21 protein-coding genes are annotated in these 22135 nt (G+C 36.2%); 10 read left to right on the top strand and 11 right to left on the bottom strand.

Translation table 11 applies throughout. The annotated features are described in order from the left end of the window. From LB450_RS03300 to purN, 7 genes are all read right to left on the bottom strand, one after another. Positions 1-960 carry a polysaccharide pyruvyl transferase family protein gene (locus tag LB450_RS03300; RefSeq protein ID WP_224486432.1) on the bottom strand — a complete coding sequence of 320 codons (960 nt, stop codon included), beginning with the start codon at positions 958-960 and terminating at the stop codon, positions 1-3. Between the two features lie 41 nt (positions 961-1001). After that, the gene (locus LB450_RS03295; RefSeq protein ID WP_224486431.1) at positions 1002-2354 is read right to left on the bottom strand and encodes a lipopolysaccharide biosynthesis protein; all 1353 of its coding nucleotides are present in this window, start codon (positions 2352-2354) and stop codon (positions 1002-1004) included. Positions 2355-2428: 74 nt separating this feature from the next. Further along, positions 2429-3409, bottom strand: coding sequence for a hypothetical protein (locus LB450_RS03290; RefSeq protein ID WP_224486430.1), 981 nt, complete (start codon positions 3407-3409; stop codon positions 2429-2431). 67 nt (positions 3410-3476) lie between these two features. Continuing rightward, the gene (locus LB450_RS03285) at positions 3477-5378 is read right to left on the bottom strand and encodes an amidophosphoribosyltransferase (RefSeq protein WP_224486429.1); all 1902 of its coding nucleotides are present in this window, start codon (positions 5376-5378) and stop codon (positions 3477-3479) included. Positions 5379-5424: 46 nt separating this feature from the next. Next, the gene (locus tag LB450_RS03280; RefSeq protein WP_224486428.1) at positions 5425-6348 is read right to left on the bottom strand and encodes a PfkB family carbohydrate kinase; all 924 of its coding nucleotides are present in this window, start codon (positions 6346-6348) and stop codon (positions 5425-5427) included. Between the two features lie 179 nt (positions 6349-6527). Beyond that, positions 6528-7148 carry a ribonuclease H1 domain-containing protein gene (locus LB450_RS03275; RefSeq protein ID WP_224486427.1) on the bottom strand — a complete coding sequence of 207 codons (621 nt, stop codon included), beginning with the start codon at positions 7146-7148 and terminating at the stop codon, positions 6528-6530. A 3-nt stretch (positions 7149-7151) separates the two neighbouring features. Continuing rightward, entirely contained in the window at positions 7152-7739 is a 588-nt protein-coding gene (purN, locus tag LB450_RS03270) for a phosphoribosylglycinamide formyltransferase (RefSeq protein WP_224486426.1), read from the bottom strand. Between the two features lie 154 nt (positions 7740-7893). Between purN and LB450_RS03265 the strand changes: the two genes are divergently transcribed. From LB450_RS03265 to pyk, 5 genes are all read left to right on the top strand, one after another. Further along, entirely contained in the window at positions 7894-8130 is a 237-nt protein-coding gene (locus LB450_RS03265; RefSeq protein ID WP_093364943.1) for an acyl carrier protein, read from the top strand. Between the two features lie 15 nt (positions 8131-8145). Beyond that, the gene (gene fabF / locus LB450_RS03260) at positions 8146-9399 is read left to right on the top strand and encodes a beta-ketoacyl-ACP synthase II (RefSeq protein WP_224486425.1); all 1254 of its coding nucleotides are present in this window, start codon (positions 8146-8148) and stop codon (positions 9397-9399) included. A gap of 14 nt (positions 9400-9413) precedes the next feature. Then, positions 9414-10151: a ribonuclease III gene (gene rnc, locus LB450_RS03255; protein WP_224486424.1), complete on the top strand. Its 738-nt coding sequence runs from the start codon at positions 9414-9416 to the stop codon at positions 10149-10151. Between the two features lie 137 nt (positions 10152-10288). Then, complete coding sequence (locus LB450_RS03250; protein WP_224486423.1) at positions 10289-10771, top strand: IPExxxVDY family protein; 483 nt, start codon at positions 10289-10291, stop codon at positions 10769-10771. Next, positions 10771-12201: a pyruvate kinase gene (pyk, locus tag LB450_RS03245; protein WP_224486422.1), complete on the top strand. Its 1431-nt coding sequence runs from the start codon at positions 10771-10773 to the stop codon at positions 12199-12201. The genes LB450_RS03250 and pyk overlap by 1 nt, the downstream gene beginning before the upstream one ends. A 60-nt stretch (positions 12202-12261) precedes the next feature. Here the strand turns inward: pyk and rsmI are convergent, their stop codons facing one another. Both rsmI and LB450_RS03235 read right to left on the bottom strand, forming a co-directional pair. Then, positions 12262-12942: a 16S rRNA (cytidine(1402)-2'-O)-methyltransferase gene (rsmI, locus tag LB450_RS03240; RefSeq protein WP_224486421.1), complete on the bottom strand. Its 681-nt coding sequence runs from the start codon at positions 12940-12942 to the stop codon at positions 12262-12264. Positions 12943-12944: 2 nt separating this feature from the next. Further along, a complete protein-coding gene (locus tag LB450_RS03235) occupies positions 12945-13883 on the bottom strand; it encodes a hypothetical protein (RefSeq protein ID WP_224486420.1) in 939 nt (312 codons plus the stop codon). A 101-nt stretch (positions 13884-13984) separates the two neighbouring features. On the opposite strand from LB450_RS03235, the gene LB450_RS03230 reads away from it, so the two are divergent. Then, positions 13985-14623, top strand: coding sequence for a thymidine kinase (locus tag LB450_RS03230; protein WP_224486419.1), 639 nt, complete (start codon positions 13985-13987; stop codon positions 14621-14623). Continuing rightward, positions 14623-15726, top strand: coding sequence for an alanine racemase (gene alr / locus LB450_RS03225; protein WP_224486418.1), 1104 nt, complete (start codon positions 14623-14625; stop codon positions 15724-15726). The genes LB450_RS03230 and alr overlap by 1 nt, the downstream gene beginning before the upstream one ends. A gap of 54 nt (positions 15727-15780) precedes the next feature. On the opposite strand, the gene LB450_RS03220 is transcribed toward alr, so the two are convergent. Together LB450_RS03220 and LB450_RS13790 are read right to left on the bottom strand one after the other, a co-directional pair. Then, complete coding sequence (locus LB450_RS03220; protein WP_224486417.1) at positions 15781-16167, bottom strand: hypothetical protein; 387 nt, start codon at positions 16165-16167, stop codon at positions 15781-15783. Positions 16168-16337: 170 nt separating this feature from the next. Beyond that, the gene (locus LB450_RS13790; protein ID WP_224486631.1) at positions 16338-16475 is read right to left on the bottom strand and encodes a type II toxin-antitoxin system Phd/YefM family antitoxin; all 138 of its coding nucleotides are present in this window, start codon (positions 16473-16475) and stop codon (positions 16338-16340) included. A gap of 199 nt (positions 16476-16674) precedes the next feature. Between LB450_RS13790 and uvrC the strand changes: the two genes are divergently transcribed. The 3 genes from uvrC (at position 16675) to LB450_RS03200 (ending at position 22090) form a co-directional block, all read left to right on the top strand. Beyond that, complete coding sequence (uvrC, locus tag LB450_RS03210) at positions 16675-18480, top strand: excinuclease ABC subunit UvrC (RefSeq protein ID WP_224486416.1); 1806 nt, start codon at positions 16675-16677, stop codon at positions 18478-18480. Next, positions 18470-20713: a patatin-like phospholipase family protein gene (locus LB450_RS03205; RefSeq protein ID WP_224486415.1), complete on the top strand. Its 2244-nt coding sequence runs from the start codon at positions 18470-18472 to the stop codon at positions 20711-20713. Before uvrC ends, LB450_RS03205 begins: the two co-directional genes overlap by 11 nt. A gap of 210 nt (positions 20714-20923) precedes the next feature. Continuing rightward, positions 20924-22090, top strand: a complete 1167-nt coding sequence (locus tag LB450_RS03200; protein ID WP_224486414.1) for a homogentisate 1,2-dioxygenase — start codon at positions 20924-20926, stop codon at positions 22088-22090. Positions 22091-22135: the final 45 nt, after the last annotated feature.

The raw sequence follows: 22135 nt of genomic DNA, 5'->3' as shown, positions 1-22135 counted from the left end.
TTAATGCTCGTCTATAAATTTACAACATGTTTCCTTTAATTTACTGGACAGCTCTTTAAACGAATCCGGGTTTTTTGGCGGATTTTCCCAATCTATTTGATTTGGAGAATATACATTCATTGGTTTTTCAAAAAGCCTTTCGATATCAACCTTTGAATTGTTTGTTAATATATTAACATGATCTAAAACACCTCTAAATCTTGACATATGAAGGCTTTCATCTTTAAGACCATCTAAAACGAACAAAACAGGAGTGCCTAAAGCTAAACAAGGTAATGCACAATGGATTCTTGAAGTAATTACAAGTTGAGCTTCAGCATACCTTTTTAAAAGGGATTTAGCCTGTTTATAAAGATCTCTATTATTTTGTTTTGAACTTACATAATGATTAATTGAAACAGCTTTCTTTAAAATGTCAATAGGTACAAAATCTATAATATTCGATTTTGGCTTTAAATAATCTTTTAGCTTTCTTAGTTTCTTGAAAGAAATTTCACTTAGAGCCTTTTTAAGACTCATTTTATAGAGAAGACTAGAATCATAACTATATAAAGGATCAACCAAAAGGATTTCCCCAGAATTTATGTCAGACTTATATTTTTTATCTAAGGTAGTAGTAAGACAGAAACTGAAATAAGCTTTAATTCCTTTGTCTTCTAACAAACTGACGGTATTGTAATCTCTACATCCGATTGGCTCATGAGACTTGAAGTAATCAATATTCTCTTGTTTAGACAGTATAATTTTGGCACTAAAAGGCTGCAAATGAAAGGAGACAAAAAGTGGTTTTAAGTTGGGGTTTGGTGGCCAATTTTCAGGAGCATCTGTAAACCATCCATTCATAATAATCTTGGCTTTAGAAGGAATATTTGCATTCAAATTATCTCTTTCGACATACATATCTACTCTTGGCAAATATTGCTCGGCAGCACAGCTCTGTATATGGTCTCCAATATTCACAAGCCCCATATTGCTCTGTGTGTGTTCAAATATGGCGTAATTCATTTGACAATTGTATCTAATATTATTTTTTTATTCCAGTAAATTAAACCAATTAAAACGATTACGCATGTAGTTATAATTACTGGAACTGATCCGAGAATTTGGATTAAATAGATTAAAGACATAACTAATATTCCTACATAAAGCTTCCTTTCAATCACCTTAAACAATGATTTTAAATTTTGAGAATCTTTTACCCTTAAATAAAAAGTAAAAATAAATCCAATCATAGAGCTAAGTACTATCCCGTATAGTCCTAAAAAGTTAACTAAAACTAAAGCTAATAGTATATTTACAAATCCACCTTTTAGAGTTGAAAAAAACAGCTTTTTAGTTTTTTTTGTCTTAAGGTATTCAACTCCAGCATAAGCTGAAAGTGATGAGAAAAATAGAGATAATGCAATAGGTCCAACCAATTTGTAAGAATCAATAAATTCTGCCCCTGCACCAAATTTTATGAGGTAATAGCTGATAGAAATTAAAAAAATTACGATTGACAATTGAATTTTAAAAAAATCATGAAAATTAGATTTTAATTCTAATTTTGAAATTCTATCATCCAAATAGTTGTCTTGCCATAATAATAAAAAAAAACTATTAATAAAAGCTATCATTACAATATACCTTGCAGCGACCGCAAAAACACCTAGATACTCTTCACCCAAAGTAAGCCTGATAACATATCTATTACCCAAATCAATAAACCACCAACTTATTGAATTTGGAATTAGTGGTAAAGAATAGATAAGCAGTGAATACATTATTTTTTTATTAAACTTTGAGAAACTAAAATCTTTTAGGATTGAAGATTTGAATAATGAAATTATAACTGCTAAAAAATGAGAAATTCCAAATAAGACTGAAACATCTTGCAAAGTAGTTCTTTGGTTAATAAAAAAGAATATTAAAATCAGAGTAAAAGAACCACTTAAAAACCCTAATAATGCGTAAGATTTAATTTCATTCAATCCGCGATAAATTAGAAGTAAATTATTTACAATAAAGCTGGACATAAAAATAACTGCAAATAAAATTATTTCTTTAAAACCAAACATTAAAAAAAAAATCACAACAAGGCTTGAAAAAAACAAGGCATTTGCGGTTAGCCCAATTATAGTTGTTGAGATGATTTTTGTCTTACTATTTAAAAACTGTTTTAAAAACCTGAAAGAAGCCTCTCCTAACTGTAAAGAAATAAGTGGTATAAATAAGGTTACAGTCACTAATATAAGATCTATTTTTCCAACTTGTGATTTATTAAAATAAAAACTAAGAATAGGAATCAATAAAAAAAAGGGTGTTTTACTTCCAATTAATCCAGCCAAATAATATATTTTTTCCTTTTTTTTCAATTTTTACATTAGTTTGGACAACAATGATTGTGCAGGGGAATACCTTTTTTAACAGTTAAACCTAGAAAAAAAACCTAAGTATTAATAAACTTTAAAGTGCTTTTTGAAATGAATCTAATAAAAAAAATAATTATGTACAGCCCTATTAAAATTAAAGATATTATATAAGGTTCCTTAATTTGGTTTTCACTCAACACCCCAAAAGAAGAGTCTATAGTTTTTAAAATGGCATCCTCGGAAGAAAGCTGGTTTCTAAGAGTAAAGTCATTACACAATAAGCCTTGTTTTTGACTCAAAAGCTCTTTTAAATCCTGACTGCCTGTGAAACTTACAGTTTTATCATTCAAATTGGGCATCATCCCGTGTTCTCTCTGATCTTTGATGATACTATCGATCTGATCTCTAATTACTTTGTTTTGCTCCAGTTGTTCTTTATAACTCGATAAAGCCGTTTGCTTTAACTCATTAAAAAATTCATTGTCTGATAAAAAATCATACAGATGCTTTGAAATGATTTCATTGTTTAGCGAACCCTTTATAAAAACTCTTAGTTTATGGGTAGGATATTCATTGATGTTGGTTTCTTCCTCCAGAAATGACATGTCTCCATACTCGTCCAATAGGAGCTCAAAGATTTCTCTATTTTCTTCTGATTTGTTGACTAAGTTATAAACATCAACAACAGGCACCACCTCAAGTTCTTTTACTCTTTCAAAATCTGACCCAAAAACACCTTTTAAGTAGAGTGTATCTTTCGAATTAAGTTTCGTATTGATGGAATTGACTTTACTATATAAATATTCAGTACTACCAAAATTAGTTCTTACCAAAAATTCGTTTACATATACCTTTTTGATTTGAGTCAGCAGTAAGAACTGTAAACCAATACCAATGATTATAAGAATAATCAGTCTAATTTTATGATTCCAGAAGAACTGAAAAATCATTACCACACCCAAAAGAAGAGACTTGAATACTGATTTTATTTTATCGAAAACAAGACTTAAGTCAATTTCGTCGTTTGGCGCCTGATTTTGTGAGGATTGGTCACTCATAACAGTAAATTATTAAATTTAAGTAAATATATTTAAAAAGAAATCTGATGAGTGCTAAAATCAACTTTTAATAAGCCCTGTCATTTTTTCCTTCGTAGAAGTTTACAAACGCCTTGTTAACGACTTTATTGCCACCTTGGGTTGGATAATCGCCTGTAAAATACCAATCCCCCAGATTTTTCGGGCAGGCTTCGTGAAGTTTATCCACCGTTTGGTAAATCACTTTGACTTCCGAGGAGATATTCTCATCGCTTAGAAGCAAAGAAATTCGGTCTGAAACTTCTTCGTATGTAAATGGTGCATAAATAGCTTTTACATGATTTTGTTCTGCCTGTGAGGCAAATTCAGATTGATCCTTACATTTTTTATAAACCGCGTCCACCGTTTCCTGAAAGATACCACGTTCTTTCAGCAAAGACACTGCTGCCTGAAATGCAACGAAATCTTCCAATTTAGCCATGTCAATACCATAACAATCTGGATAACGAATCTGAGGAGCTGAAGACACAATAATGATTTTCTTCGGAGACAAACGGTCAAGCATTTTCAAAATACTCTTCTTCAAAGTGGTTCCACGTACTATGCTATCGTCTATCACTACCAAATTATCGGTGGGTTTAACGACCCCATAAGTCACATCATAAACATGAGCTACCAGATCATCTCTACTACTGTCTTCCGTAATAAACGTACGCAGTTTTACATCTTTTACAGCAATCTTTTCAGTCCTCAATCTAAGGCTGAGAATATCGGCCAATCGCTCGTCCGTAAGACTGTCTTTTTCTTTGAGTATCGCTTGATTTTTCTGACGGTTCAATTCATCCTGAGCCGCTTCTACCATGCCATAGAATGAAGTTTCGGCTGTATTTGGGATGTAAGAAAATACAGAATTCATCGTATCAAAGTCAATTGCTTTCAATACCTCAGGCATCAATAATCGACCTAATTTTTTTCGTTCTTTATAAATTTCAGCATCACTCCCTCTGGAAAAATAGATGCGTTCAAAAGAACAGGCTTTTCTTTCTCTGGGTTCCAGAATTGTTTTGAAGTGAACAGAACCATCTTTTTTAGTAATAATAGCTTCGCCTGGCATCAATTCATGCACATCTTCATAAGCTACATTAAATGCCGTTTGAATGACTGGACGTTCTGATGCTACCACCACTACCTCATCATCTTTATAATAATAAGCGGGTCTAATCCCGTTTGGATCCCTCAGTACAAAGGAATCTCCGTGACCCAGCATCCCGGCAATGACATATCCGCCATCCCAATCTTTAGATGATTTTCTTAGAATTTTATGAACCTTAAGCTGCTCCACAATATGGGGTGAAGCCTCTTTTTTATTAAAGCCTTTGTCTTTTAGTTTTTTGTAAAGCTTACCAACTTCAGAATCAAGGAAGTGTCCTATTTTCTCCATCACCGTCACCGTGTCGGCTTTTTCCTTGGGATGCTGACCAAGCTCAACTAAATTCTGGAACAATTCGTTCACATTGGTCATATTGAAATTACCAGCAACAATAAGATTACGATGCATCCAGTTGTTTTGTCTCAAAAAAGGATGTACACTTTCAATACTGTTTTTACCGAAAGTACCATAACGCACATGACCCAGATAGACTTCGCCTAAATAAGGAAGGTTTGCTTTTTGAGCATCGATATCTTCTAGGATATTCGGGTTTGCTTCTAATTCTGTATTAATTCTTTCATTGATCTGAGCAAAAATATCTTGAATGGGTTGAGCAGCATTGGAGCGTACTCGACTGATGTATCTGTTTCCTGGTTCCACATCCAGCTTTACACTTGCAAAGCCAGCACCATCCTGACCCCTGTTATGCTGCTTTTCCAGCATTAAATACATCTTATTGATGCCGTAAAATGCACTGCCATATTTTTCTTTATAAAAAGAAAGGGGCTTTAGAAGTCTGAGAGTGGCAATTCCGCACTCGTGTTTTATTAGTTCACTCATTCTGGTAGTCTATAAAAAAAGCCCTGATAAGTCAGGGCAGTAAGTATTAAGCTAAATTGATCTCGAATTGAGTAAGCGCCTGAAAGCTTTCTAAACGCTTATCGACTTCGTGTTTATCTAAATTCAACATTTTTTCTGTTCCAAATTTTTCAACACAAAAAGATGCTAAGTTGGAGCCGTAAATAACGGCATTCTTCATATTTTCGAAAGAAATATCATTCGTATTGGTTAGATAACCAACAAACCCTCCAGCAAACGTATCTCCAGCTCCTGTTGGGTCAAATACCTCCTCAAGTGGAAGTGCCGGGGCAAAGAACATTTCTTCTTTATGAAACAGCAAAGCTCCGTGCTCACCTTTTTTGATGACCACATAATCTGGCCCCATATCTCTTATTTTTCTAGCTGCTTTTACCAGAGAATATTCTCCGGAAAGCTGCCTGGCTTCTTCATCGTTGATGGTAATGACATCCACTTTTGAAATCACTTGTTTCAGTAAATCAAGTTCAGAATCCATCCAGAAATTCATGGTATCCAAAACAATCAACTTTGGATTTTTAACTTGATCAATTACACTTAGCTGAACAGCTGGGTGCAGGTTGCCAAGCATCACGATATCAGAATCTTGAAAGTTTTTAGGCACGTTTGGTTCAAAATCTGCCAACACATTCAATTGGGTATCCAATGTATCTCTAGTATTCATATCATTATGATAACGACCACTCCAGAAAAAGGTTTTACCCCCTTTTACAATCTCTAAACCTTCTAAATTTACATTTCTATCGGTAAGCAAATCGAGGTAATCTTGCGGAAAATCATCTCCAACAACAGAAACCACACCCGATTCTATATCAAACTGAGACGCACTTAATGCGATGTAAGTCCCGGCGCCGCCAAGAATTTTATCTGTTTCCCCGAATGGGGTTTTGATGGCATCAAAAGCTACTGTCCCAACGATTAATAATTTGCTCATATCTATTTAAATTTTTTGCAAATATACGGCTTTCTTTAAGAAATAAGCGGAGCTTTAAGACGAATAAAAGCTTAGACAAGATGCAGTGTATATCTACTGCTACACCTCAGGTTTTCAAAACGTTCGAAAGCTATTTAAGCTTAGTCATGCCTGGCTTTTATTTTAAAAACATGATCAAATCATTTTCTCCCGAAATCGGCCGGGATTTCTCCCCAGGCTTTTGTCTCCCATTTCAGAATAGGAGTTTTGAAACTATTTTTTTTGAGCCAAATTTCAGCTCTTTTAATCAATTCAAATAGCTCTTCATTCCTGGAATTCTTAGCCAGTTTGGTTTTACATTTTTTCTGACGTATCCAGGACATGGCAATTCTGGAATCTGTATAAATAGGTAATTCGCTTTTTTTGGCTTTCAAAAAAGCCAAGCCATGCACCAAAGCCAAAAATTCACCTATGTTGTTGGTGCCATTAGGAAAAGGTCCCATATGAAACAGTACCTGCTTTGTTTTCGTCACTACGCCGCGGTACTCCATTTTACCGGGATTTCCGCTTGAAGCGGCATCTACAGCAATAGAATTCCATTCAACACCTTCGGTAGAAAACGCTTTTGAATTTGCTTTTTTTTGTTTCTGATACGTGAAAAACCCCATATTATAAGCATCCTTGGCTTCTTCTAAACTTGAAAATGATTTGTATTTGGCGTTGGGGTAATTTTGGATTTTCAGTTTGCAATCTTGCCAGGATGAATAAATCCCTGGTTCGAAACCTTCCCAAACCACGTAGTACTTAGATGATTTTGACATAAGCTATGATAAAAGCTTTTCAATCTCTTTCGGATAGTGCTCATATTCGAGCGTATGGATTTTTTCTTCCAAAGAATTCAGGTCTTCGTTATCTTCCAAATCAATTTTGAATTGAGCGATAATTTCACCTTCATCATACTTGGAAGTAACATAGTGAATAGTTATACCACTTTGTTTATCCTTGTTTTTGAGGACCTTTTTAAAAACGCGTTCACCGTACATCCGTTCTCCTCCATATTTTGGTAAAAGCGAAGGATGGATATTGACGATTTGATTGGGGAAAACTGCTAAAAAAGACTCTGGAATTTTTAACAAAAATCCAGCAAGGGCAATGATATCAGGATTTATTTCTTCTACTACTTCCAATAAAGTAGAAGACTCTTGTAAATCTTCTTTATCAAAATGAATACATTTAATCCCGAGGTCATGAGCCCGTCGTAAAACTTTAGATTTTTTATTGTTTGAAAGAATATGGGAAACTTCAATATCTTCATATTCTCTAAAATAATGATACAAATTTATTGCGTTTGTTCCATTACCAGAAGCAAAAACAACAATCCTCTTTTTTGAATTTGACTTAGAATTTTCCATTAAAAATGATATAGAATTTGAAATTTAAATAATTCCAAAATTAATTTATAAAATATAATTATGTAAATTTAAACACATTTTCACCTTTAAAACTTGTTTTAAACTAAAGTTTTATATTTTTGCGCACTGAAATTAAACATAAAAAAACATAATCATGTCAGACATTGCATCAAGAGTAAAAGCCATTATCGTTGATAAGTTGGGCGTTGACGAAAACGAAGTTGTTACAGAAGCTAGCTTTACAAACGATTTGGGAGCAGATTCTTTGGATACAGTAGAACTCATTATGGAGTTTGAAAAGGAATTTGATATTCAGATACCTGACGACCAAGCAGAGAATATTTCAACCGTTGGTCAAGCTGTTTCTTACATCGAAGAAGCAAAAAAATAAAAATAGTCTTATTTCATGGAATTAAAGCGAGTTGTAGTTACTGGTCTAGGGGCGCTTACGCCCATAGGAAATAATATATCAGAATATTGGGAAGCCCTCAAAAGCGGTAAAAGCGGAGCGGCACCTATTACCTATTTTGATACTAGTCTATTCAAAACAAAATTCGCCTGTGAAATAAAAAATTTCAATGCCACCGATCACTTCGACAGAAAAGAAGTAAGACGACTTGATAGATTTGCACAATATGCTTTAGTGGCTTCAGATGAAGCTATCTTAGACTCTGGCGTGGATCTGGATGTTGTCGATAAATATCGAATCGGTGTGATCTGGGGAGCGGGAATTGGAGGTTTGGAAACTTTCCAGAACGAAGTCATTGACTTTGCTAAAGGTGACGGAACTCCGCGTTTCAATCCGTTCTTCATTCCTAAAATGATTGCAGATATTGCCCCAGGCAACATCTCTATCAAGCATGGGTTCATGGGTCCCAATTACGCAACAGTTTCTGCATGTGCCTCTTCTGCAAATGCCATGATAGACGCTCTAAACTATATTCGTTTAGGCTACAGTGACATCATGGTAACTGGAGGAAGTGAAGCAGCTGTGACTCAGGCAGGTATGGGTGGATTCAATTCTATGCATGCACTTTCCACAAGAAATGAAGACCCTAAAAAAGCATCCCGTCCATTCGACGCCAATAGAGATGGTTTTGTGCTTGGCGAAGGTGGTGGAGCGCTTATTCTCGAAGAGTATGAACACGCCAAGGCCAGAGGAGCGAAAATTTATGCTGAAGTCATTGGGGGAGGAATGTCCTCTGACGCCTATCACATGACAGCTCCGCATCCGGAAGGAAAAGGAGTAATTGCTGTGATGAAAAATTGCCTTGAAAATTCCGGACTCAAACCTGAAGATGTAGATACCATCAACACGCATGGAACCTCTACGCCTCTCGGGGATGTGGCAGAATTGAAAGCTATCAAAAACGTTTTTGGAGATCACGCCAAGAATATCAATATTAATTCTACAAAGTCAATGACTGGTCACTTACTGGGTGCAGCTGGAGCTGTAGAAGCTATTGCTTCAATACTAGCTATGCAAAATAGCCTTGTGCCACCAACGATCAATCATGAGACTGCCGATGAAAATATTGACCCTGATCTCAATCTTACATTGAATACACCTCAGGAACGAAAAATAAAAGTAGCCATGAGCAATACGTTTGGTTTTGGAGGACACAATGCATGCGTAGCTTTCAAAAAAATGGATGAGTAGTATATTGCTTTCAAATGAAATTTTTAAAACATATATTAAATGAATCCCGTTCTCAAAGAGACGGGATTTTTTTTCAAAAAATCCAGGAGATTGTAAAAGTTAAACTCAGCAGCTTACCTATTTATAAACAGGCGTTTACACATCGTTCCTCAAAAATAAAAAACGAAAAAGGGCTTATCATTAGCTATGAACGTCTGGAATTTCTTGGCGATTCTATTCTTGGCGCAGTTATTTCAACGTACTTGTTTGAAAACGCACCTTATGGAGACGAAGGCTACCTTACCAAAATGCGATCTAAAATTGTGAGTCGTAAAAATCTGAACATGCTTGGTCAAGGCCTAAACCTCTCTTCCCTCATTCTTTCTGAAATTCCTGCTGATAAATTAGGTAAAAACATAAATGGTAATTTATTTGAAGCCCTTATTGGTGCGATTTATATCGATAAAGGATTCAAAGCTTGCGAAGTCTTTATCAATAAAAAAGTGATACAAAAAGACGTTGACTTGGTTAAACTTGAAAAACGCGTGGTGAGCTATAAAAGTTTGATGATTGAATGGTGCCAAAAAAATAAATTCCCCTTTGAATTTATAATTGAAGACGATATGGGCAAAGATGAAGAAAAGCATTTTTCCGTAAAGCTTATCATCAACGACGAAATTTCTGGAAAGGCTAGAGAAACCTCAAAAAAAAGGGCGGAAGAGAAAGCTTCTCAACGCGCTTACTTTACATTTCAAAACTATATCAATCCCTAAAATTCTTTCCACGAAAACGTTTTCTTATCTTCCAAATCCCTATAAACTGCATAAAGGTTTGATGCATCTTGTTTTGTTTCATATATTTACATTAATTCTGTTGAAGAATTGTAAATACCTTTAGTTAAGTTATTATCATGAAAAAAAGAAGATTTAGTTTATCTGATTTTGATATTTGTGATTTTAAATTAATAGGTATTCATTCTCAACAAGAACCTCACAAGCTTGCTTATCTTATCAATTCTGTTCTAAGGACAAGTTTCAAAAGGATGAAGAATGATCTTGACCTAACAGTAAGTGGGAAATCGATAAGTTTTCCAATATTCGATTATTTTAACAAAGAATGGGATACCAAATCTTATTTGATTTGTAACAAAGTAAATACGCAGCAGGAGTTTGTAGCTGTCAATAACTTATTTGAAACCGAAGATTTAGTTACTTCGGAATTTTTATTGGAAGATTACAAACGAGTAGACTACCTGTTGAAAATAGATGATGAATTGGATATTTTCAACCCCGAGCTTATCATAAAAAAACTAATAAAAATGCATCAAATTTCAATGGTATATATTATTGGAAGTCATGCGATAAAACACCCAGAACATTTAATTTTAGACTAATGAAAACATCAAAGAAAACAAAAATAGTATCAACCCTAGGCCCGGCAACAAGCAAAAAAGAAGTCCTTAAAGACATGCTAGATGCTGGTGTGAATATTTTTAGAATCAATTTTTCTCATGCCGATCACAGCGACGTCCGCGAACGTGTTAAAATGATTCGTGATCTTAACGAAGAATACGGTTACAACGCTGGGATACTTGGAGATTTACAAGGCCCTAAACTTCGTGTAGGAGTTATGAAAGATGAAGTAGTTGTAGAGCCTGGTGATGAAATCATCTTCGCTACTGGTGAAGAATTTGAAGGCACAAAAACTCGTGTTTTTATGAATTACGATACTTTCCCTCAGGATGTAAAAGCAGGTGAACGTATTCTACTCGATGATGGAAAATTGATCTTTGAAGTACTTACAACCGATAAGGAAAGCGAAGTAAAAACTAAAGTTATACAAGGTGGTCCGCTTAAATCTAGAAAGGGTGTCAACCTTCCAAATACTAATATTTCACTTCCAGCACTGACAGAAAAAGATGTTGAAGATGCTGTTTTTGCATGCGAACTTCAAGTAGACTGGATCGCCTTATCATTTGTGAGGTTTGCAAGTGACCTTAAGCAACTTCAAAAAATTATTAAAAAACACAGTGCTCATAAGATTCCAATTATTTCGAAAATCGAAAAGCCGGAAGGTGTTAAAAACATCGACAAAATAATTGCCTACTGTGATGGATTGATGGTTGCTCGCGGAGATCTTGGTGTAGAAGTTCCTGCTCATGAAGTCCCCTTAATTCAGAAACAGCTTGTTTTAAAAGCTAAACAAGCTAGAATTCCTGTTATTATTGCAACTCAGATGATGGAAACTATGATTGATAGTCTTACGCCAACGAGAGCAGAGGTCAATGATGTCGCCAATTCTGTGATGGACGGCGCCGATGCTGTGATGCTGTCTGGAGAAACTTCAGTAGGAAAATATCCTGTACAGGTGATCCAAAAGATGGCTCAAATTCTTAAAAGTGTTGAGGACTCACCTCTTATCAGGGTTCCTCAAAAGGCGCCACAAATCAAAACCAAAAGATATATCACCAAGTCGGTTTGTTACCATGCCGCCTTGATGGCAAACGAGATAGATGCAAATGCAATTTGCACGTTGACCAACAGTGGTTATACCGCGTTCCAAATCTCAGCCTGGAGACCAGCTTCTCATATTTTAGCCTTTACGTCCAACAAGAGAATCCTAACCCAATTGAGCTTATTGTGGGGAGTTAAAGCCTTTTACTATGATAAATTTGAAAGTACAGACTTAACAATCGACGACATAAACTCCATAGCTAAAGATATGAAGTACGTAGAAAAAGGAGACTTTACAATCAATCTTGCAGCAATGCCAATTGAAAATAAAGGGATGGTAAATACCTTAAGAGTTTCGGAGATAAAATAATTCTCTGAAGCTAAATTTTCACAAAAGCCGTTTTAAAACAAGTGTTTTAAAACGGCTTTTTTATGCTTTTAACCCAGATCCTGCAAGCACAATAACGAATTCACCTTTTGGTTTTTTCATTTCAAAGTGAGCTATAACATCCGTCAAACTACCTCGCACAGTTTCTTCGTAAAGTTTTGAAATCTCGCGGGAAATACTCACTTGCCGATCTGTTCCAAAATGCTCGGAAAGCTGTTGAAGAGTCTTTAAAAGTTTGTAAGGGGATTCATAAAAAATAATAGTCCTATCTTCTTCAGCTAAAGCTTTCAAGCGTTTTTGCCTGCCTTTTTTGGCGGGAAGAAAACCCTCAAACACAAATTTATCGTTAGGTAAACCGCTGTTAACCAATGCGGGAACAAAAGCTGTTGCACCTGGCAAGCATTCTATGTTCACTCCTTCTGCAACACAGGCTCTGGCGAGCAAAAATCCCGGGTCGGAAATGCCTGGAGTCCCTGCATCTGTAATGATAGCTGTTTCCCTTCCGTTTTTTATTTGTCTTACTACTGAATCGGTTTGGGAATGCTCATTGTGCTGGTGATAGCTTTGCATGGGTGTTTCTATGCCGTAGTGTTTTAGCAAAATTCCGCTTACGCGAGTGTCTTCTGCAAGAATGACATCCACAGATTTTAAAACCTCAACGGCTCTATAAGTGATGTCAGAGAGGTTACCAATAGGAGTTGGTACGAGAATTAATTTTGACATGATTACTGGAATTTATGTTCAATAACCTCCATAAATCTGGCTTCTATGGCTTCTTTCCCTTCCCAGGAATTATAATCCGGCTTCACCTGATTTTTTATAAAAGTCTCAACTTCTTTATAAGATGACATTGTATTCAATTGAGAAAGCACACGATTGTAATCATCCGCATTTCCTTCAAAAAGATGATTGGTAAAGGCAATCCTATCGTTAAGCCCGATCTTAATTCCTTTTTTTAATTTATCATTGAGTGATTTCTTTTCCTGCTGACTAGAATTCAGATTGGATTTAATTTCTTCTGGATTTGGAGCTTCAGCCTTGGGTTCTTCCGTAGGTAATTCAGATTTTTTTTCAGGATATTTTTGCTCTGAACTTTCCGATTTTGGTTTGACGTCATCAGCTTTAGGTTCAAAATCGGGCAAGTCATCAAAATGTACTCCGTAACTATTGAAATCATCTTCAGTAGGATATGTTTTTGGAGGCGAATAAGTTTTGTCTTCATCGGGAGATTCAGTCTCAGGTGGTTTTTTTTCTTCTGAATTTGATTCAGAATTAGACCTGGATTTATTGGTTAATTTTTCAAATTCTGCCAAAAGTAAATCTACTTGTTCAGATTCTGGTGGCATTTGAGATACAATATCTTTTATTTTTTCGGTGTTAGGTTCAGAAATAGGATCCGGATTATAATCCATACCATCGGGTGATTTGTAATGACCGCTTTCTTCATCTATATCACTAAATTGCTGTGCGAAAGTTTCTTTAAATTCAGTTTTTGAAATTTCTGACTTTAAGCCACCGAAATGTGATTCAGCAAAAGCCAAAATGCTCAATTTCTCATAAAGCACACCCGCTTCCTTTTTTAATTGGTGGATATCTGCTCTGTTCTTTAATTTTAAAATACGCTCGGCTAGACTTATCAATTCGTCTTCTAAAACTCTCTTCATAACATTTGTGATTTTCTTTTTTAAAGACCCTATTATTTTTGCTAATTTTAGCCTTGTTATTCTGTAGTGATAACCTATTTATTAACGCCCTAAATTACAAAATGTTTCTCGAAAACACTGTTAATCACAAAGAGCAATTTGGATGGATCGAAGTGATCTGTGGAAGTATGTTTTCCGGAAAAACGGAAGAATTGATCAGACGGCTCAAGCGTGCAAAATTTGCCAAGCAAAAAGTGGAAATTTTCAAACCTCAAATCGATCGTCGGTATGACGACGAAGAAGTGGTTTCTCACGACGAAAATTCTATTCGCTCTACTCCAGTCCCAGCAGCTGCAAATATTCGGCTTTTAGCAGACAGCTGTGATGTGGTAGGCATTGATGAAGCTCAATTTTTTGACGATGAAATTATTTCGGTTTGCAATGATTTGGCCAACAGAGGCGTGAGAGTGATTGTGGCAGGTCTGGATATGGATTTTAAAGGCAACCCCTTCGGGCCAATGCCCAATTTGATGGCCACTGCAGAATATGTGACCAAAGTACACGCTGTTTGTACCAGAACTGGAAATCTGGCACAATACAGCTTCAGGAAATCCACCAAAGAAGACCTGGTTTTACTTGGCGAAACCGATGAATATGAGCCTTTGAGCAGAGCTGCATATTTTAAAGCTATGCTCAAAGAAAAAGTCAAAAATATAGACGTAAAAGATTCTGAAGAATTTATCCAAAAAAAAACTGAATGATGTCCAAAGTTTTAGAAACACGTCTGGAAATCGACCTCAATGCTTTGGAGTCTAACTTTAGATTATTGAAAAGCTATTTGAGTCCTAAAACAAAAATAATGGGAGTTGTCAAGGCTTCTGCTTACGGGACGGATTCCATCATTACAGGGAAGCATTTAGTAAAAATTGGCGCTCAAAATCTTGCCGTCGCCTATATAGAAGAAGGAGTAAAGCTAAGAAAGGCAGGAATTGAAGTGCCTATTCTGGTCTTTTACCCACAGCTGGAAGAAATTCAAAATCTTATAGATTACCAACTCACCCCCAGTGTTTACACTCACCGTTTTATGGAGGGGCTAATCCAGGAACTATCGCATCACGACATAGATTCTGTTGGAATTCATCTTAAAATCAACACGGGTTTAAATCGACTTGGTTTTGAACTAAGTGAATTAGATTCGGTTTTAAAACATCTGAATTCAGAGAAAAAAATAAAAGTTGCTGGCGTGTTTTCTCACTTAGCAGCTTCTGGTAGTAAAGATGAAATTGAATTCACCAAAAGTCAGATAGCCAAATTTGAAGAGGCCAGAAGCTTTTTTAAAAACCACCTTGGCTATGATTTTGAAAGCCATATTTGCAACTCCAGCGGCATCTTGAATTATCCTGAAGCCGAATTTGACCTGGTAAGAGCAGGTATTGCCTTGTATGGTTACGGGAATAACCCTACAGAACACAAAATGCTAAAAGCTGTAGCGAGTTTAAAAACTGTAATCGCTCAGCTGAGAACGATTCAAAAAGGAGATAGTGTGGGTTATGAACGAAAGTTTAAGGCAGAAAAAACCACAAAAATAGCGACCTTACCTTTAGGTTATGCCGATGGGATTTCAAGGATTTTTGGAAACGGAAAAGCGCGTGTTTTAGTGAATGGAAAAAAAGCTCCAATTATTGGTAACGTCTGTATGGATACTTTGATGGTAGATGTAACAGGAATCGATTGTGAAGAAGGGGATGAAGTGGAAGTGTTTGGGAAAAACAACACGGTGATCGACTTTGACATTGAGCAACAAACCATCCCCTATGAGATTATTACCCGTATTTCTCAGCGAGTGACTAGGGTTTTGGTTTAAGTTAGTATCTCTTTTTGTCTCTTTTATATGGAATACCTAAATTTCAAGAAATACTTAATATTTTAAAACAGCTTTTCCGTTTTCACATTCGACCCTACTTGGTTGTGGCGGGAGAGAACAATTACTGATTATTCCCCATTTTTTATTGAATTCTTGCTGGGCAATTTTATGCTCATTTATTTTCTCCAAAAAAACGTCTGTTTCAATATTAAGTGAATACGCAATAAATCCAGAAGGTCCACCACACGCCTTGTTCCCAACGCTGGTAAAAGTCCAATTTGATGAATCCTTACAGCTTTCACTGGATGCTAAACTTTCGATTTCAGAAAACATTCGTTTTAAATTTTGAGCTTCTTGTTCCTGGCTCATTTCATCATCATTTCCACAGGAAAAGCAAATTCCCACTAAGACTAAAATCCAAATAAGTTTTATTTTTTTCATAGGACTAAGGTGTTCAAATCTCATTCTTGTTACACAGGATTATAAAGAATTTATTATTTTCCCATTGATCATTATCCAGTTGAGATAAGCATTCTCTAAGAAAAATTGACTAGGCAATATGCATTACTCCATAAGTTTATTTTGAATGCCCTTACCTTCTTCAAGCTCCTTCACAGAGTCAAGTAATACATCCCTGTTTTTACCAGTAAGTAGGTCGTCTCCTTAAGCGAGTTGTACTCATCTAATGACATCAACACAAGGTCTTTGCCATTTTTACATTTAATGACGACATTACTTACGTCATCAATAACCTTGTCGAACCAATGTTTAAGATTTAAACGAAAATTTGTATTATATTATTTCCACCTAATAAATATAAACAAAAGTACTTATACCCGTGCGCTTTAATTTCTCATTCAAAATTATTCAAATTTAAATAACATTTCATTTTTGCAAAGTCTGATCAAATTTCAAGCATAAGACTTAACTTTGTTGTGATTGCTATTTATGGAAACCACAGACCTAGACATTCAAGTAAAGACCCTTCCAGAAAGTGCTGGTGTTTATCAATATTATGATAAGGACGACAGGATTTTGTATGTAGGTAAGGCCAAAAACCTGAAAAAAAGGGTTTCATCCTATTTCAACAAGCAACACGACAGTCATCGCATTGGCGTGATGGTGAAAAAGATTAAAAATATAAAGCACATCGTCGTCGATTCTGAAATGGATGCGCTGTTGCTTGAAAATAATCTTATTAAAAAACTTCAGCCGCGTTTCAATATCATGTTGAGGGATGACAAAACTTATCCCTGGTTGTGTATCAAAAAAGAACGTTTTCCCAGAGTGTTTCTGACGAGGCAAGTCGTTAAAGACGGCAGTGAATATTACGGCCCCTATCCGAGCGTGCGTACCGTAAGAACACTTATGGGATTGATTAAGGGGCTTTACCAGCTTAGAACCTGTAACTACGATTTATCTCAGGCAAAAATTGACCAGGGTAAATATAAAGTCTGTTTAGAATATCATTTGGGTAATTGCAAAGGACCTTGTGAAGACTATCAGGATGAAGAGGAATATCTGAAACAAATTGAGGCGATTCGGAATATCGTCAAAGGCAATTTGAAGGATTCTCTAAAAGACTTCAGAGATCAAATGCAGACTCTGGCAGATGAAATGAGGTTTGAAGAAGCCGAAAAAGTCAAACGGAAAATCAATACACTGGAGAAATATCAGTCCAAATCTACGGTTGTCAATCCAAAAATCAACAACGTAGATGTCTTTTCTGTGGTAAGTGATGAGGGGTATGGTTATGTCAATTTTATGCAGTTATCTCATGGAGCTATCATACGTTCGCATACCATTGAAATGAAGAAAAAGCTGGATGAAACCGATCATGAACTTTTGGAATTGGGCATCACCGAAATAAGACAACGTTTTGACTCTAAATCTCCAGAAATTTATGTGCCTTTTGAAGTGGAGGCTGGTGAATATGTAAAAGTGAGTGTTCCAAAACTGGGCGATAAAAAAGCCATTGTGGATCTATCTACACGAAATGCAAAGTACTTCCGCATGGAGCGTTTCAAGCAAATGAAAATTGTAGATCCCGATCGTCACACCAACCGATTGATGGCTCAGATGAAAGAGGATCTGAGACTTAGTGAAGAACCCCGACATATCGAATGTTTTGACAATTCCAACATACAAGGTTCGAACCCTGTAGCCGCTTGCGTTGTTTTCAAAAACGGAAAACCAAGCAAAAAAGATTACAGAAAATTCAATATCAAAACCGTAGAAGGTCCAGATGATTTTGCTTCCATGGAAGAAGTCGTTTATAGACGCTACAGACGATTGCTTGAGGAAGATGAGCCTTTGCCACAACTTGTCATCGTCGACGGAGGTAAAGGGCAGTTATCTTCTGGAGTTACAGCTTTGGAACGACTGGGCTTAAGAGGTAAAGTTCCAATTATTGGTATTGCCAAACGCCTTGAAGAATTGTTTTATCCTGGTGATAAATATCCTTTGTACCTTGATAAAAAAACAGAAACATTAAAGATTATCCAGCAGTTAAGAAACGAAGCTCACAGATTTGGAATAACTTTTCACAGAAATAAGCGAAGCAAAAATGCCATTGGTACAGAACTGGAAGAGATTTCAGGAATAGGAGAAAAAACATCGGTAGAACTGCTACAACATTTTAGATCCATCACTAAAGTTAAAAAGGCTAATTTGAAAGAGCTTGAAGAGGTTATAGGAACTTCCAAAGCCAATCTTATTTTTACACATTACCACAACAATCAAGATGAAACTTAATTTTTTACTACTGCTTTTTCCTGTGTTAGTTTGGACCCAAAATTTGGACCTGAACCAACTCGATAGTTTACAAAAATCTGGAAAAGACATTAAAGTTGGTTTAGTCTTAAGCGGTGGAGGAGCTAAAGGATTGGCTCACGTTGGAGTTTTAAAAATTATAGAAGAAGCAGGAATAAGAATAGATTACATAGGAGGAACCAGTATGGGAGCAATTGTGGGTGGACTTTACGCGTCTGGGTATACACCTCATCAACTCGACTCTATTTTCAAGACTACAAATTTTGGGACTTTAATTCAAGATGACCTGCCTAGAGGCTCCAAAAGTTTTAATGTACGAAAAGATTCTGAGCGTTATGCTTTAAAACTTCCCTTTGATGATTTTCAAATCAAATTTCCATCTGGAGTGTCCAAAGGACAAAATATTTATAACCTCTACGCTCAACTTTTATCCCATGTAAAAAGTAAAGATTTTTCCCAGCTTCCTATTCCCTTCTTATGTGTAGCCACCAATGTAGAAACAGGAGAGGAAGTGATTATAGAGCAGGGGAATATGGCTACTGCACTTTCTGCAAGCGGAGCTATTCCAACCCTTTTTAGCCCGGTTTATATCGACGGGATGATGCTGATAGATGGTGGAATTCTCAACAATTTCCCCGTAGAAGAGGTTAGAGCCAAAGGAATGGACATCATTATCGCAGTAGATGTTCAGGATGACCTGAGAGAAAAGAAAAATTTAAAAAGTGGTTTGGAAATCCTTACCCAGGTCAATAACTTCAGAACTATTAGAACTGCGGAACAAAAAAGCAAGAAAACAGATGTGTACATCAAACCCGACATCAAAGAATTTTCGGTGTTGTCTTTTGACCAGGGCGGAGAAATCATCTATAACGGAAAGATTGCTGCAAAAGATAAAATAGAATCCCTTCAAAAAATTGCTGAAGTTCAAAACGGAACACTCACACGTCACCCTATTTCGGTTCCAAACAGTATGACTATTGGAGATATAAAGATAGTTGGTAATGAAAATTTTCCTAGAAATTATATCACAGGAAAACTGAAAGTCAAGTCTTTTGAAAAAACCAGTTTTAAGGCCTTGAATGCCGGGCTTAATAATTTATCGGCAACAGGCAGTTTCGAAAAAATCAATTATACACTTTCTGAAAACGGCAACTACCAGGATCTAACTTTAAGAGTGTATGAAAGTGAGCAAAATACTCAGTTGAAACTTGGGGTACATTATGACGAATTGTACAAAACCAGTTTCCTTGCCAACCTTACCCAAAAAAGTTTGTTTTTTATAAATGATGTGGCTTCTTTAGATTTGATCATCGGGGATAACTTAAGATATAATTTGAATTACTATATCGACAAAGGCCGGTTTTGGAGTATTGGTTTCTCGTCAAGGTTTAATCAATTTGAAGATGATGTGAATTTTGAATTTATACAACAAAATATAGGTTCTCAAAATGCGCTGAATTTAAATCAAGTGAGGTTAGAGAACAATGACTTTTCCAATCAGATTTTTGCTGAAACTTTTCTCACCAAAGACTTCAAGTTTGGACTAGGAGCAGAATATAAATTTTTAGAAGCCAAAACCGAAACTTTTATCGAAGACCCGGAAGTAAACGAAGCTGAAACGATTATTGAGAAGGACAATCTATTTAGCACATTTGGATATCTTAGAATCGATACGCTCGATGATAAATTTTACCCGAGTTCTGGCTATTTGTTTTCTGGTCAGCTGAATGTTTATTTTCCCCTATTTGATGATTACTCTGAATTTGCTATAGCAAAAGGTGAAATTGGCTACGCTCAGCCTTTATTCAATAAAGTTTCTGGCTACATTGGTTCAGAACTTGGCTTTAGAACTGGGAATGAAGATCTGGCAGCGCTCAATTTTTTTCTGGGTGGGTTTGGGAACCATACCATCAATAACTTCAGACACTTCCTGGGTTATGACTTTTTTACACTTTCTGCCAATTCCTACATCAAAGGAATTGTTCAACTAGACTTCAATTTTTACAAAAAAAATCATCTTCTTTTAACCGCAAACTACGCTAATGTAGAAGACGATTTATTTTCTAACGGCAACTGGCTTACCACCCCGAATTTTTCGGGTTATGGGGTTGGCTTAGGCTCCCAAACCATAATAGGTCCTATAGATCTAAAGTATTCTTACTCCCCAGAAACCAATGAAAGCATCTGGTTTGTGAGTCTGGGCTACTGGTTTTAATCAACTGTTTTTTAATCAAATAGTTTCTTTACTTTCTTTGTGTTTTATCTTCGTGAACTTGGTGTAAACAAAGATTCTAAATTCGTTAGCCATTATAACACCTGTCTTAATTAAGGATGAAAACTTAGAGATAAACTTTCCGGTTTAAAATATATATCAAACTTTAGGATTACATCTATTTTCACGATATTTGATAAAATCGTAAAAAACATGCCTTTCTATCATAAACTTGGTAAAATACCACATAAAAGACATACCATCTTTAAGAAACCCGACGGGTCTTTGTATCGCGAGCAGCTTTTTGGAACTATTGGATTTGACGGCATGTCCACCAACAGTTACCACGAACATCATCCTACACAAGTCAAGGAAATTCTCGGGCACAAAAATGTCGCACCGAAAATCGCAGTGAACACAAATTTGAAATCTTATAAATTTCATGGTTTTAAAACGGTGCCTCAGCCTGATTATTTGGAAAGCCGATCAACTGTTTTACTCAATTCGGATGTAAATATCATTCTTGCTGCACCCACACAATCGCTCAAGGAGTATTTCTATAAAAATGCGGATGCAGACGAGTTATTATTTGTCCACAAAGGCAAAGGGAAACTAAGAACTCACCTGGGAAACCTGGATTTTGAATACGGGGACTATCTCCTCATCCCAAGAGGAGTCATTTATAAAATTGATTTTGAAACTGAGGATAATCGCCTCTTCATTGTAGAATCCAGAAGACCTATTTACACACCGAAACGCTATAGAAATCACTTCGGACAATTGCTGGAACATGCGCCATTTTGCGAGAGAGACCTGAGACAGCCCTACGAGCTCGAAACCAATGATGAAAAGGGAAATTTCCTGATTAAAGTAAAAAAAGAGAATCAGTTGTTTGATATGGTGTACGCTACCCATCCATTTGATGTGGTTGGTTACGACGGATACAATTATCCTTATGCCTTTTCCATTCATGATTTTGAACCCATTACAGGGCGAGTGCATCAACCACCCCCCGTGCATCAAACCTTTGAAACGGATGCATTTGTAGTCTGTTCCTTTTGCCCAAGATTGTTTGATTATCATCCCGAAAGTATTCCTGCGCCTTACAACCACAGCAATATAGATAGCGATGAGGTTTTATATTACGTAGATGGAGATTTCATGAGTAGAAATGACATAGAAGCTGGACACATTTCACTACATCCCGCAGGGATTCCACACGGACCCCATCCTGGTGCAGTAGAGCGAAGCATAGGGCAAACCAAAACTGAAGAGCTTGCCGTGATGGTAGATACATTCAAACCTTTAAAAATTACAGAAGAAGGTATGGCCATTGCCGATGATAACTATCACAAATCATGGCTTGAAGATAATCACTAGAAAGTGAGCCTGCTGCGTTATGAATTCAAAAGCGACTAAAACAGA

Origin of the sequence: Psychroflexus curvus, from assembly GCF_020164585.1 — a bacterium.
Lineage (GTDB): Bacteria > Bacteroidota > Bacteroidia > Flavobacteriales > Flavobacteriaceae > Psychroflexus > Psychroflexus curvus.
This window is presented reverse-complemented; position numbering and strand designations above follow the sequence as displayed.

Coding starts and splice junctions, on each gene's coding strand:
- LB450_RS03290 (WP_224486430.1), bottom strand. CDS start 3,409: ATGAGTGACCAATCCTCACAAAATCAGGCGCCAAACGACGAAATTGAC.
- LB450_RS03285 (WP_224486429.1), bottom strand. CDS start 5,378: ATGAGTGAACTAATAAAACACGAGTGCGGAATTGCCACTCTCAGACTT.
- LB450_RS03280 (WP_224486428.1), bottom strand. CDS start 6,348: ATGAGCAAATTATTAATCGTTGGGACAGTAGCTTTTGATGCCATCAAA.
- LB450_RS03275 (WP_224486427.1), bottom strand. CDS start 7,148: ATGTCAAAATCATCTAAGTACTACGTGGTTTGGGAAGGTTTCGAACCA.
- purN (WP_224486426.1), bottom strand. CDS start 7,739: ATGGAAAATTCTAAGTCAAATTCAAAAAAGAGGATTGTTGTTTTTGCT.
- LB450_RS03265 (WP_093364943.1), top strand. CDS start 7,894: ATGTCAGACATTGCATCAAGAGTAAAAGCCATTATCGTTGATAAGTTG.
- fabF (WP_224486425.1), top strand. CDS start 8,146: ATGGAATTAAAGCGAGTTGTAGTTACTGGTCTAGGGGCGCTTACGCCC.
- rnc (WP_224486424.1), top strand. CDS start 9,414: ATGAAATTTTTAAAACATATATTAAATGAATCCCGTTCTCAAAGAGAC.
- LB450_RS03250 (WP_224486423.1), top strand. CDS start 10,289: ATGAAAAAAAGAAGATTTAGTTTATCTGATTTTGATATTTGTGATTTT.
- pyk (WP_224486422.1), top strand. CDS start 10,771: ATGAAAACATCAAAGAAAACAAAAATAGTATCAACCCTAGGCCCGGCA.
- rsmI (WP_224486421.1), bottom strand. CDS start 12,942: ATGTCAAAATTAATTCTCGTACCAACTCCTATTGGTAACCTCTCTGAC.
- LB450_RS03235 (WP_224486420.1), bottom strand. CDS start 13,883: ATGAAGAGAGTTTTAGAAGACGAATTGATAAGTCTAGCCGAGCGTATT.
- LB450_RS03230 (WP_224486419.1), top strand. CDS start 13,985: ATGTTTCTCGAAAACACTGTTAATCACAAAGAGCAATTTGGATGGATC.
- alr (WP_224486418.1), top strand. CDS start 14,623: ATGTCCAAAGTTTTAGAAACACGTCTGGAAATCGACCTCAATGCTTTG.
- LB450_RS03220 (WP_224486417.1), bottom strand. CDS start 16,167: ATGAAAAAAATAAAACTTATTTGGATTTTAGTCTTAGTGGGAATTTGC.
- uvrC (WP_224486416.1), top strand. CDS start 16,675: ATGGAAACCACAGACCTAGACATTCAAGTAAAGACCCTTCCAGAAAGT.
- LB450_RS03205 (WP_224486415.1), top strand. CDS start 18,470: ATGAAACTTAATTTTTTACTACTGCTTTTTCCTGTGTTAGTTTGGACC.
- LB450_RS03200 (WP_224486414.1), top strand. CDS start 20,924: ATGCCTTTCTATCATAAACTTGGTAAAATACCACATAAAAGACATACC.